This is a genomic window from Actinomadura sp. WMMA1423 (assembly GCF_006547145.1).
Taxonomy (GTDB): domain Bacteria; phylum Actinomycetota; class Actinomycetes; order Streptosporangiales; family Streptosporangiaceae; genus Spirillospora.
Map to the genome: position 1 here is coordinate 1,570,405 of NZ_CP041244.1, position 11,469 is coordinate 1,581,873.

13 protein-coding genes are annotated in these 11,469 nt (G+C 72.1%); 6 read left to right on the forward strand and 7 right to left on the reverse strand.

The annotated features are described in order from the left end of the window. Nucleotides 1-285 precede the first annotated feature (285 nt). Nucleotides 286-1,089, forward strand: a complete 804-nt coding sequence (locus FKD65_RS07220; protein WP_240810007.1) for an SAM-dependent methyltransferase — start codon at nucleotides 286-288, stop codon at nucleotides 1,087-1,089. 85 nt (nucleotides 1,090-1,174) lie between these two features. On the opposite strand, the gene FKD65_RS07225 is transcribed toward FKD65_RS07220, so the two are convergent. Both FKD65_RS07225 and FKD65_RS07230 read right to left on the reverse strand, forming a co-directional pair. Then, nucleotides 1,175-1,777: a DUF305 domain-containing protein gene (locus tag FKD65_RS07225; protein WP_141576737.1), complete on the reverse strand. Its 603-nt coding sequence runs from the start codon at nucleotides 1,775-1,777 to the stop codon at nucleotides 1,175-1,177. Nucleotides 1,778-1,854: 77 nt separating this feature from the next. Further along, the gene (locus tag FKD65_RS07230; RefSeq protein ID WP_141576738.1) at nucleotides 1,855-2,295 is read right to left on the reverse strand and encodes a DUF6153 family protein; all 441 of its coding nucleotides are present in this window, start codon (nucleotides 2,293-2,295) and stop codon (nucleotides 1,855-1,857) included. A gap of 203 nt (nucleotides 2,296-2,498) precedes the next feature. Between FKD65_RS07230 and FKD65_RS07235 the strand changes: the two genes are divergently transcribed. Continuing rightward, entirely contained in the window at nucleotides 2,499-2,966 is a 468-nt protein-coding gene (locus tag FKD65_RS07235; RefSeq protein WP_205718582.1) for a ribosomal protein L7/L12, read from the forward strand. A gap of 31 nt (nucleotides 2,967-2,997) precedes the next feature. Here the strand turns inward: FKD65_RS07235 and FKD65_RS07240 are convergent, their stop codons facing one another. Further along, on the reverse strand, nucleotides 2,998-3,624 hold the full coding sequence (locus tag FKD65_RS07240; RefSeq protein WP_205718583.1) for a maleylpyruvate isomerase family mycothiol-dependent enzyme: 627 nt from the start codon (nucleotides 3,622-3,624) through the stop codon (nucleotides 2,998-3,000). A 96-nt stretch (nucleotides 3,625-3,720) separates the two neighbouring features. Then, entirely contained in the window at nucleotides 3,721-4,089 is a 369-nt protein-coding gene (locus FKD65_RS07245) for a nuclear transport factor 2 family protein (protein ID WP_141576739.1), read from the reverse strand. A 205-nt stretch (nucleotides 4,090-4,294) separates the two neighbouring features. Between FKD65_RS07245 and FKD65_RS07250 the strand changes: the two genes are divergently transcribed. Continuing rightward, nucleotides 4,295-4,900 (forward strand): TetR/AcrR family transcriptional regulator, encoded by a 606-nt coding sequence (locus FKD65_RS07250; protein WP_141576740.1) that lies wholly within the window; start codon nucleotides 4,295-4,297, stop codon nucleotides 4,898-4,900. A gap of 4 nt (nucleotides 4,901-4,904) precedes the next feature. On the opposite strand, the gene FKD65_RS07255 is transcribed toward FKD65_RS07250, so the two are convergent. Genes FKD65_RS07255 through FKD65_RS07265 form a run of 3 tightly spaced genes read right to left on the reverse strand, consistent with a single transcriptional unit; the run spans nucleotide 4,905 to nucleotide 8,120 of the window. Beyond that, entirely contained in the window at nucleotides 4,905-6,251 is a 1,347-nt protein-coding gene (locus tag FKD65_RS07255; protein WP_205718584.1) for an oxygenase MpaB family protein, read from the reverse strand. Nucleotides 6,252-6,290: 39 nt separating this feature from the next. Continuing rightward, complete coding sequence (locus FKD65_RS46210; RefSeq protein ID WP_141576741.1) at nucleotides 6,291-6,569, reverse strand: twin-arginine translocase TatA/TatE family subunit; 279 nt, start codon at nucleotides 6,567-6,569, stop codon at nucleotides 6,291-6,293. 15 nt (nucleotides 6,570-6,584) lie between these two features. Further along, nucleotides 6,585-8,120, reverse strand: coding sequence for an NAD(P)/FAD-dependent oxidoreductase (locus tag FKD65_RS07265; RefSeq protein ID WP_240810008.1), 1,536 nt, complete (start codon nucleotides 8,118-8,120; stop codon nucleotides 6,585-6,587). Nucleotides 8,121-8,161: 41 nt separating this feature from the next. Here FKD65_RS07265 and FKD65_RS07270 point away from each other — a divergent pair, with 41 nt between their 5' ends. The 3 genes from FKD65_RS07270 to FKD65_RS07280 all read left to right on the forward strand — a co-directional run bounded on the left by FKD65_RS07270 (nucleotide 8,162) and on the right by FKD65_RS07280 (nucleotide 11,371). Beyond that, nucleotides 8,162-8,773, forward strand: coding sequence for a TetR/AcrR family transcriptional regulator (locus FKD65_RS07270; RefSeq protein ID WP_240810009.1), 612 nt, complete (start codon nucleotides 8,162-8,164; stop codon nucleotides 8,771-8,773). Between the two features lie 138 nt (nucleotides 8,774-8,911). Further along, nucleotides 8,912-10,783 (forward strand): FAD-dependent oxidoreductase, encoded by a 1,872-nt coding sequence (locus tag FKD65_RS07275; RefSeq protein ID WP_141576742.1) that lies wholly within the window; start codon nucleotides 8,912-8,914, stop codon nucleotides 10,781-10,783. Nucleotides 10,784-10,912: 129 nt separating this feature from the next. Next, on the forward strand, nucleotides 10,913-11,371 hold the full coding sequence (locus FKD65_RS07280; protein WP_141576743.1) for a hypothetical protein: 459 nt from the start codon (nucleotides 10,913-10,915) through the stop codon (nucleotides 11,369-11,371). The last annotated feature ends 98 nt before the right edge of the window (nucleotides 11,372-11,469 follow it).

Below are 11,469 nucleotides of genomic sequence, written 5' to 3' on the forward strand. Positions count from 1 at the left end.
TTCTCTGGCCGCTTTGCACCTAAGGCTTCCCAAAGCATCACGTGTCTTTTCGGACGGATCTGAAAGAGGCTCCTGCGGCGGCTCTCATCGCGGCCGCGACCGAGATGTTCAGCGGCTCGGGCTGGGCGTGGCCGGAGCCCTGCCACCGGGCGCCCCGCATGACAGCACGCCCGGCATCGCCCCGCGCGCGGAAACGGCCCCCGGTGCGGCCGAATCCCTGCGAAGGGGGCCGGTGCGCCATCTAGAGTGATCTTGGGCGGCAGGCGGACGATCCGAGGGGCAGACGTGACCGAAGACCAGGTGGAACTGAACACCGAGATCCCGCATTCCGCTCGGGTCTACGACTACATCCTCGGCGGCAAGGACAACTACCCCGCTGACCGGGCGGCCGCGGGGAACATCGTCGCCGACTGGCCCAACCTCCCGAAGTCCATGCGCGCCAACAGGAACTTCATGGCGCGGATGACCCGGCACCTGGCCGGCGAGTTCGGCGTCCGGCAGTTCCTGGACATCGGGACCGGGCTGCCCACCTCTCCCAACCTGCACGAGGTCGCCCAGGAGGTCGCGCCTGAGTCGCGGGTCGTCTACGTGGACAACGACCCGATCGTCCTGGTGCACGCCCGCGCCCTGCTCACGAGCACTCCGGAGGGCAGGACCACCTACCTGGACGCCGACTTCCTGGACCCCGACGCGATCCTGGGCTCCGGCCACCTGCGCGAGACCCTCGACCTGAGCCTGCCCGTCGCACTCAGCCTGATCGCGATCGTGCATTTCATCCCCGACGACGCGGAGGTCCAGCGGATCATCGACCGCCTGCTGGAACCCCTGGCCCCGGGCAGCATGCTGGCACTGTCGACCTGCACCGCCGAGAGCGCCCCGGAAGAGGTGGCCGCGGGCGTGGCCGCCTACAACGCCAACGGCATCCCGCTGGTGGCGCGCACCAAGCCCGAGGTCGAGCGCTTCTTCCGCGGCCTGGAGATCCTCGACCCGGGCATCGTGCTCGTGAACCAGTGGCACCCCGACCGGGCGGCGTCCGAGGTGCCGGACGCCCATGTCCACATGTACGGGGGCATCGGCCGCAAGAGCTGACCGCTCGCGTGCCCGACCGGGGGCGCGGGGCGTCCGGCGGAGCGGGCGGGGGCGGCGCCCCGCCCGCCCTCGGGCCGGGCGGCCGCTACCGCTTCAGCAGGGCCCGCATCCCGGCGATCTCGGCGGTCTGCGAGGAGACGATGCTCCCGGCCATCCGCCTCGCCTCCGGGGACCGTCCGGCGGACTCCTCGGTCCTGGCCATCGCCACCGCGCCCTCGTGATGCTCGATCATCATCTCGAGGAACGCCCGGTCGAACGCCCGGCCCTTGGCCGCCGCCAGCTCCTTCATGTCCCGCTCGCTCATCATGCCGCTGGTGCCGCCATGGTGCATGCCCCCCATGCCGGTCGTCCCGGGCGCCGGGACCGAGGCGCCCCAGCCTTTCAGCCAGCCGCCGAGCTGCTCGATCTCCGGCGCCTGCGCCCTCTTGATCTGGGCGGCCAGGGACCTCACCTCCGCGGACGAGGCCCGGGCGGCGGCCAGGTCGGCCATCTCGACCGCCTGCCGGTGATGCGGGATCATCATCTGCGCGAACATGACGTCCTGGTCGTTGTGCGGGCCCGCCTGCGCGGACGACGGGCTCGCGGACGCCGAGTGACCCGTCGTCCCGTGGGACTCCTTGCCGTCACCGCACGCGGCCAGGGCGATCGCCAGGGCCGGGGCGGTCACGAGCGCGAACGCTCGCTTCATCGTGGTGTGCCTTCCGTGTCGAGGTCTGTGATCGGCGATCGTCGGCGGCGCCCGCGGGGGGCACCGCCGAGGGCCTCCTACAGCCTCAGCACGCTCAACCGGTGCAGGGACGGTCTCGGCGGCGGCCGCCCCACCAGCAGGACCCGGACACGCGTTCGCCTCGGCGCGGCCACGGCCGGGGAGGCGCGCAGGCAAAGCGCGAGGGCGGCCGCGAGGAGCACGAGCAGGGTCAGCACGGCCAGGCAGACCTGGCCGCCGGGATGGTCGGAGCGGTGACCGGAGCGATGGTCGCCCGTCCCGTCGCCGGGAGGCGGGCGGTGCCCCGCCATCCCTGTGCCGTCCGGGGCGGCATGGCCGGCGGCCATGGACACCAGCGGAACCCCGCTCATCTCGGTCGGGTTCGACGCGGCCTGGAAGCCGTGCATCGCCAGCAGGCCGAGAAGCACGCACAGGCCGAACGCCCATCGGAGGACGCGCCGGTGCGATGAGCGCTCCGTCGACCGCCTCAGCCGTCCCACCCGCCGTTCCGCGTTCGCGCCGTTCGGCCCCGGGAGACCGCCGGTCTCCGGTGCCCGCTCTGAGGACAGCGTAGCGATCCGCGGGCATCGGCCGCGGCCATCGGCCTTCTGAGCAGCGCGCGGATCGCGAATCGCTCCGCCTGCTTTCACCCTTGTGACCCGCTGTAAGAGAATCGTCCGACCGCCTATGGAGGAGTGGTCGAGTGAAGTCCGTCCCGTACGTCATTCCCGAGGCCAGGGAGAGGGCGATCGCCCTGGTCGCCGACGGGGACATGATTCCCGCCATCAAGCTGATCCGGCAGGCCACCGGGCTCGGGCTCAAGGAGGCCAAGGAATACGTCGACGGCCTGAAGGGCGAGGCGTACGCGAGGACGGTGCCGTTCGACGTCCAGGCGAAGGCGCGCGCGCTGCTCGCCGAGGGGAGAGGGAAGGACGCGGCGAAGCTCGTCCACCGGGAGACCTCTCTCGGGATGAGGGCGGCGAAAGACTACGTCACCGCCGTCCAGGAGGGCTGGGTTCCCGCGGAGCCGCACACCGAAAGGCCGCTGCTGTCGGACCGGGTACGGGCCTTCAAGGCCGCCGGCGACCACGAGTCGGCCATCGCGGTCGTCTGCGCCGAGACCGGCATGCACCGCGGAGAGGCGCAGCGCTTCGTCGAAGCCCTGGACTGACCGTCACGGCGCATATCCGGGATGCGGGGCGTCAGGCGGCCGTCGCCAGGGCGGAGACTCCCGATCCGGCGAACTCGTCCAGGGCCGCCTTCCGCCCGGAGATGGCGAGCAGGAGCGAGAGCGCGGTCCCGCTCACTTCCGGGCCGTCGCCGATGGACAGCCCGGCGTCCGTCGCCGTCAGCCGGATCCGGGCCGTCGACTCCTTGGCTCCGCCGAAAGCCGCCGGTGTCCGCGCCTGAAGAAGCAGCGACCTGACGACGGCCTCCTGCGGATAGGAATGGATGAGCCCCAGGGGCCGGCGGATGTCCTCACCGTGGACGACCTCTTCGACGAGCCTGCTGTCGAGCGGCGCCGGCGGCGTCGACCTCCGCGACGCCACCCGGCGCAGCCGCTCCAGGGTCTCCCGCGGGCCGGCGCCCCGCTCCCGCTGCACGCCGTGCGCGTTCTGCCTGTCGAAGTCGAACCGGGCCCGAGCGAGGCGGACGGCGAAACCGAGGCGCGTCGTGCGGGCCGTGTCGACGAGATGGGCCACCACGTCGTGCACCGTCCACCCGTCGCAGAGAGACGGTTCGTCCCACTGCTCGTCATCGAGACGCGAGAGGTCCTCGATCAGCGCCGCACGCTCCGCGTGCACCATCGCCCACACATCATCCTTCACTGCCGCTCCCAGGCTCCGCCATCACACACGCAGCTTGGACTCGCGGCCCGGCGAGAACTCATCGCCGGGCCGCGAACCGCGACGGGCCCCGGCCGGTCAGCGGTGGTCGTTCTCCTTCAGTTCGACGACCCAGGCGCGGCGTTCGGCGATCCTGCCGTCGCGCATGACGAAGACCTCCGCCATCGACAAGCGCAGTTCGCCGCCCGCGGCGCGCTCCACCGTCCCGGTGAGCTCCGCCATGACGACGTCGCCCTGCTCGACCATCCGCACGACCTCCAGGCGGGGAGGGTCGAGGAGTTCGGGCGGGCCGTCGATGGCCTTGTCGTAGGCCTCCTTGCCGGTCAGGTGGAAGGCGCCGAAGACGGTCCACTCGATGTCGTCGGTGAGGCAGGACAGGATCTGCTCGTGATCGTTCTTGCGGAAGCCGTCCAGGTAGGCGTTGACGGTCTCGATGTTGCGTGACATCGCGTTCTCCTTCGAACCAGGTGGGCATCGCCGCGTGCTGCGGCGGGCCCCTCACGGGTCGGTCGGAGCGGCCGGTGCGTTCTCGACATGGTCCGCCTGCCCGGTTCGGCGCGAACGACGCCCGGGCGGTCCTCCCCCGCCCGCGGGCGGGCGGCCCGGGGCGTGAAGGGACCATAATGGTGGTTCACCGTCCGACGGAGGAACGATGGCCGACGCCGCTCCCAAACCGCGGTTGCGGGCGCCGGCCCGCAGGGCGCTGATCACGGCGGCGGCGGTGAAGGTCTTCGCCGGGAAGGGGTACCACGGCGCGTCCCTCGGCGAGATCGCGGCGGCCGCCGGGGTGGCGCGGACGGTCCTGTACGACCACTTCCCCTCGAAGCGCGTGCTGCTCCTGGCGGTGATGCAGGAGGAGAACTCGGCCCTGATCGAGTACGTCGGGGCCCGCATCAGGTCGTCCGGCACCGCCGAGGACCGGATGCGCTCCACGATCGAGGCCTACTTCAGCTTCGCCCAGAGCCGTCCCGACGCCCGGCGCCTGCTGTTCGACCGCACCGGCGAGGACGATCCGGAGGTCCAGATCGTCCGGCGCGGCATCCGCGAGTCGCGGACCCGCGCGGTGACGGCGCTGCTGGCCGACGACGTCCGCACGGTGGGGGTCGAGCCCGGGGAGCCCATCGCCGAGGCCATGGTCGAACTGATCATCTCGGGCCTGGACGGGGTGGCGCAGTGGTGGGAGCGCAACCCCGACATGCCGAGGTCCATGCTGGTCGAAGGCGCGATGCGGCTGCTCTGGACCGGGCTGGGCGAATAGCCGCTCACCCCACGCTGGTGTCGTGGTGGTCGTAGGGCGTGCCGGAGACTCCGGACCGGGCGGCGAGCTTGGAGACCATGGCGACTCCCCTCCGCTGCCAGGCGTCCCCGCCGCGGGCTCGCGCCTCCAGCCTGCGTTCGGCGTTGGGCAGCCGGTCACCCGCCCTGCGCACGGCCACGTTGAGGTGGACGAGGCGCTGGGCGATGCCCTGCCAGGGCTGGAGGCGGAGGGTCGCGAGCGGAGAGGCGCGGAGCAGGGCCCGGACGAGCGGTTCGCCTGTGAGGGCCGAGACCAGACCCACCACGGGAGCCGAGGCCTGGACCTGAAGGCGCCGCAGCACCGGGTTCCTGCTGAGGACGTGGTCGCAGGCGGCCCTGACCGTGATGTCGGTCCATTCCGTCGGGCCGCCCGCCGTGAGGATCATGTGGTGGGCCATCCGCAGGCCGTCGGCGGCGTCGCGCGGGACGAGCTCGTCCGCGACGCCCATCAGGTGGGCGATGCAGGCCCAGTACAGCATGACGCTGTCGAGGTCGGCGCGGGCGATCCGCCGGCCGCGGGCGTGGTCGAACAGCGGCGGGAGCAGCCCGAAGGTGACCGCCGCGCCCATGGTCATGGCGTTGGAGATGGGGTTGCCGTGCCGGGCGAAGTGTTCGTCCCCCCAGATCCGGCGCAGTGCGAGGCGCGCCTGGGCGTGCATCAGCCTGACCCGGACGATGCTCTTGAAGACCGCGGAGTGCCGGTCGGCGCCGCCCGGACGTGTCACGTTGTAGAACCAGGTGACGGTCTCCAGTTCGCGCCTGCGGAAGTCGGCGAGGAACCTGCGGGTCTGACCGGTCGCCGACGACACCTCGGCGCCGACGAAGGTGCCCATGGCGTCGCTCAGCATCATGGTGAGCTTTCCGGAGAGGGACGCGTTGATCCACAGCCGCCGCCCCCTCTCCCAGCGGTCGGCGTCGAACCATTCCGGAGGCTCGTCCAGGTGGTGGAACAGGTCGACGAGCGCGGGCGGCGCGCCCTCCACCGCGTCGATGCCGTGGTCGAGCGCCCGGTCGAACATCTCCCGGCCCCGCGCCGTCCCGGTCCTGGTGAAGGCGAGGACGACGGCGTCCATCAGCTCGTCGCCCTGCCAGCGGTGGTCGTCGAACAGCCGGGTCAGCGGCGTCTGGACGGGAGCGGCCCGCACCGGGATCCAGGGCGAGAACTGCTCGATGTGGGGCCTGGTCAGCCAGAGCGGCGAGACCGCCGCGGTCTCGGGCGGGGGCCGCAGCGGCATGCCCTCCCGGTAGTAGTAGTCGTGGGGATGCCGGTCGGCGGCCGGCCGGGCGGCCGTTCCGCTGTTCAGCATTGACATCCGGATCTCCAGGTGGCGGTCGGGCGGCGGCTCCGGCTGCTAGCGCGCCGGTCCGGTCTCGCGGTGCTCGGCGGGCGGGGAGCTCGGACGCGGCGGCCGCGCGGGCGGAAGGGCGCCCTGCCGCCCCGCCGGGGGCCGCGGGTCGGCTTCGGGCGGGCGGTCGGCGGGCTCGTCGTCGTGCAGGCCCTGGGTCTCGGTCCTGAGGATGCGTGCCGAGCGGCCGAGCGAGCGGGCCAGTTGCGGGAGTTTCGCCGAACCGAAGAGCAGCATGACGACGGCCAGGATGATGAGCATCTCGCTGGCGCCGAGGCCGGCCATGGCGGTCCCCTTCCGTCAGTGGGCGAGGTGGTAGTCGGCGGGGTCGAGGCGGCGGGTGCGGCGGCGGTAGCCCGTCATGGAGCCCGGCCAGTTGTTGGTGTTGCGGTGCTCGGAGTCCAGGTACCAGCTGTCGCAGCCGCCCTGGTTCCAGACGGAGGTGGACAGCCGGTCCTGGGCTGCGGCGTCGAAGCGGTCGAGGACGTCGGCGCGGACGTCCATCGAGGTCACGCCGCCCGCGAGGAGGCGGGCCGCCTGGACGATGTAGGCCGCCTGGCTTTCGAGCATGTGGACGATGGAGCCGGACCCGACGTTGGTGTTCGGCCCGTACATGAGGAAGAAGTTGGGGAAGCCGGTGACGGCGAGGCCGAGGTAGGCGCGGGCGCCGTCCTTCCAGGCGGCGTTGAGCTCCTGTCCGTGGGCGCCGAAGACGCGCATGGGCGCGACGAAGTCCTGGGAGCGGAATCCGGTGGCCCAGATGAGGGTGTCGAAGGTGTGGTGGTCGCCGTCGGCGGTCCGGGCGCCGTGGCGGGTGATCTCGGTGATGGGGCTGTCCACCACGGCGACGTCGGGGCGGTTGAGCGTCGGGTAGTACTCGCTCGAGGTGAGGATGCGCTTGCAGCCGGGCTCGTAGCGGGGTGTGAGGCGCCGCCGCAGCCCCGGGTCGCGGACCGACCGGAGCGCGTACCGGCACAGCAGGCGGACGGGCAGCGACAGGACGCGGCGGCCGCGCGGGGAGATCAGCGCGGGGTTGAGGACGGCCTCGAACCACAGGAAGATCCCCAGCCGCGAGAGACGCTGCACCGCGGGCAGGCGGCGGTTGAGGACGTGCCGCCGGCGCGGGTAGAGGCGGTCGGGCTTGCGGCTGATCCAGTGGACCTCGAGCTGGAAGATCGTCAGATGCTCGGCGGCGGGGGCGATGAGCGGGACGAACTGGATCGCGCTGGCGCCGTTGCCCACCACCGCGATGCGCCTGCCCTGCAGTGCGTGGTCGTGGTCCCAGCGGGAGGAGTGGAACATCGTCCCGCCGAAGCGGTCCTGCCCGGGCAGCCGGGGGACGGCCGGGTTGGACAGCTGCCCGCACGCGGCGACGAAGAGGTCGTACTCGTGGACCTCGCCGTCGCTGGTGTGCAGCCGCCAGCGTTCGGTCGCGGCGTGGAGGTGGGCGTCGGTGACCGTGGTGCGGAACCGGAAGTGCGGGGTCAGGCCGTACTTCTCGGCGCAGTGGCGCAGGTAGGCGAGGATCTCGGGCTGCTCGGCGAACCGGCGCGCCCAGTCGGGCTTGGGCTCGAAGGAGTAGGAGTACAGGTGGGAGGGCGCGTCGCAGGCGGCGCCGGGATAGGTGTTGTCGCGCCAGACGCCGCCCGGCCCGTCGGCCCTGTCGAAGATCGTGATGTCCTCGAAGCCGGCCCGCTTCAGGGCGATGGCCAGGCCGATCCCGCTGAACCCGCTTCCGACGACGGCGATCGAGATCCTGCGGCGCCCGGCGCGGGTCCCCCCTCCGCGCCGGGGCCCCCGGCCTCCGTCCGCGGCTCGCATTTTTCCGACACTCATGTCGGTTAGGGTGGCCGCACCGGACGAGGGGAGTCAAGACGATGGCGAAAAATCCGCCCAGGACGCGGATGCGGGGGCCGGCGCGGCGGGCGCTCATCACCGCCGCGGCACTGGAGCTCTTCGCCGGCAAGGGCTACCACGGCACGTCGCTGAGCGAGATCGCCGCGCACGCCGGAGTGGCCCGGACGGTGGTGTACGACCACTTCCCCTCGAAGCGCGGGCTGCTGCTGACGGTCATGCAGGAGCAGAACGCGGCGCTGATGAGTCACGTCGGCGCCCGCATCACCGCGAGCGGCCCGGCGGAGGAGCGGATGCGGTCGACCATCGATGCCTATTTCAGTTTCACCGAAACACGCTCCGCCGGGCGCAGGCTCCTGTTCGACCACGCGAACGAGGACGACCCCGAGATCCGCATCGTCCGCCAGGGCATCCGGGAGTCCCGGGCAAGGGCGGTGACCGCCCTGCTCACCGACGATATGCGGGCGATGGGCGTCGACCCCCGCGAGCCGATCGCCGAGGCGATGGTGGAGCTCATCATCACCGGCCTGGACGGAGTGGCGCAGTGGTGGGAGCGCACCCCCGACATGCCGAGGTCCCTGCTGGTCGAAGGCGTGGCGAGGCTGCTGTGGAACGGCCTCGGCAGGCCCCGGTGACCCGGCGCGGCGGCGCCGCGCTCCCCCGGGGCGAGATCGCGGGAGGGTCTTGACGGCGCGCGGCGGCGTGCTCATAGTGAGGGGCCATCCGCAACCGACATGAGTGTCGGTTAGCAACCACCCCCCAAGGAGTGCGCCGTGGAGGACAGGACTCCATCGCAGACCCCGTCGTCTCGGAGCGAGCCGGGCCCGGGCGAGCAGCCGGGCGCCGGCGGCGGGCTGGACCGCCGCCGGTTCGTGACCGGAGCGATCGCGGCAGCCGGAGCGGTCGCGGCGGCCGGGGCCCTCGGCTCCGGGACCGCGCAGGCCGCCGTACCCGCCGCCGCCCGCCGCGCCCCGCGGGCGCCCCGCGCGGCCGCCGGGCGCCGCGTGGCGATCTTCGGCGGCGGGATGGGCGGCCTGTCGACCGCTCACGAGCTGGCCGAGCGCGGCTTCCAGGTGACCGTCTACGAGCGCAAGGCCTGGGGCGGCAAGTGCCGCAGCATGCCCGTCCCCGGCACCGGGAGCGGAGGGCGCCAGGACCTGCCCGCCGAGCACGGGTTCCGGTTCTTCCCCGGCTTCTACCAGAACCTCCCCGACACCATGTCCCGGATCCCGCTGCCGGGCGGCGGCAAGGCCTTCGACAACCTGGTCGCGGGCGACCAGGTCGCCGCGTTCTACAAGGGCACCAAGTTCACCCTCCCGGCCCGGGGCAGCATCATCGGCACGCTCAGCCCGGACTCGCTGCTGGCCTTCCTGCAGACCGCGCTCAACGTGGCCGGAGCCGTCCCGGTGCTGGAGGTCGGCTACTTCCTCCAGAAGATGATCGCGTTCGTCACCAGCGGGCCGAAGCGCCGCTACCAGCAGTGGGAGAACATGAGCTTCTCCCAGTTCGTGCACGCCGAGAAGATGTCCAAGGCCTACAACGAACTGCTGGTGGAGATGTTCACCGGCACCCTCGTGGCGGCCAAGCCCGACAAGGCCAACGCCCACACCATGGGCCTGATGGCCGAGGCGTGGGTCTACAGCACCCTCGGCCTGGGCGGCTACAAGGCGCCCGACCGGCTGCTCGACGCCCCGACCAACGAGGCGCTCATCGACCCGTGGGTCGCCTACCTCGAGTCCCTCGGAGTGACCTTCCAGTCCGACGCCACCCTGACGCGGCTCGACGTGCAGGACAAGAAGATCAGCGGCGCGCAGGTCACCGGCGCCTCCGGCACCAGCGCGGTCGACGCCGACTACTACGTGCTGGCGGTGCCGGTCGAGCGCGCCGTGCCGCTGCTCAACGACCAGATCCTGGCCGTGGACCCGAGCCTGAGGTCGCTGCGCGAGCTGACGACCGACTGGATGAACGGGATCATGATCTACCTGCGCCAGCCGATCGACCTGGCCAAGGGGCACGTCGCCTACGCCGGGCAGCCGTGGGCGCTGACCTCCATCAGCCAGGCCCAGTTCTGGAAGGAGAAGTTCGGCACCACCTACGGCAACGGCCAGGTCAACGAGTGCCTGTCGATCGACCTGTCCGCCTGGGACAAGCCCGGCATCCTCTACGGCAAGGCGGCCAAGGACTGCACCTCCGAGCAGATCTTCAAGGAGGTCGTCGCGCAGATCCGCAGGGCGCTCCCCTGGAACGGGATCATCCTCAACGACGCCAACATCCACTCCTACTTCATCGACCCGGCCATCACCGGCAACGGGACCCCGCAGGTCGCCAACGACGAGCCCCTGCTCATCAACAGGCCCAGCTCCTGGAACCACCGGCCCGAGGCCGCCACCGCCGTGCCCAACCTGTTCCTGGCCTCCGACTACGTCCGCGCCGACATCAACCTGGCCACGATGGAGGGCGCCAACGAGGCCGGACGCAAGGCCGCCAACGCCATCCTGGACGCCTCCGGCGCCGGCGGCACCCCGGCCAAGCTGTTCAAGCTCTACCAGCCGAACGAGTTCAAGGGCTTCTTCGACGACGACGACCGCCGCTTCGACCGCGGCGAGGCCAACTTCTTCGACCTTTACGACCCGGCCAAGCCGTGACCCGAGTGATCCCGCGGTGACCCGAGTGATCCCGCAGTGACCCGAGTGATCCCGCAGTGAGCCGCCGCCCGCGGCCCGGCCGAGCGCGCCGACCGGCCAGGGCCGCGGGCGGCCACGGGAGGTCGTGCCATGCACATCGGTTTCCAGGCCCTCGCCGCCCTGTCCACCGGCATCTACTTCTGCGAGCTCACCTGGTGCAAGCCGGCCGCCGCGTCCATGCCCGCCCTGCGCGGCGCCCGGCCCTGGCGCCTCGTCCGGGCCCTGGCGGGCAGCCGGACGTGGCTCGCCGGAGCCCTCGTGATCGGCGCCGGCGCCGCCGTCCAGGCCGCCGCCCTGCACGGCCTGTCGCTCTTCCAGGCCCGGCCGATGTTCCTGGCCGGGCTGATGGTCCTCCTCGTGCTGGCGGTCCCCGTCCTGCGCGAGCGCCTGACCCCGCGTGAATGGGCGTGCGCGGCCCTGCTGGCCGCCGCCACGGCGTTGTTCGCGCATGCCGCGCCCACCGGGCGGGGCGCGTCGGCCGGGGCCGCGGCCTCGCCGCCCGCCCCGGTCGTGGTGGCCATCGCCCTCCACCTGCCCACCCCCCGCTGACCGGCCGGCCCGCGACTGCGGCGGCCTCGATGGGTGGCGCGCGCACCCCTCGACACTTAGCCCTTGCGCTAACCATCGCGGGGCGGTAATACTTAGCT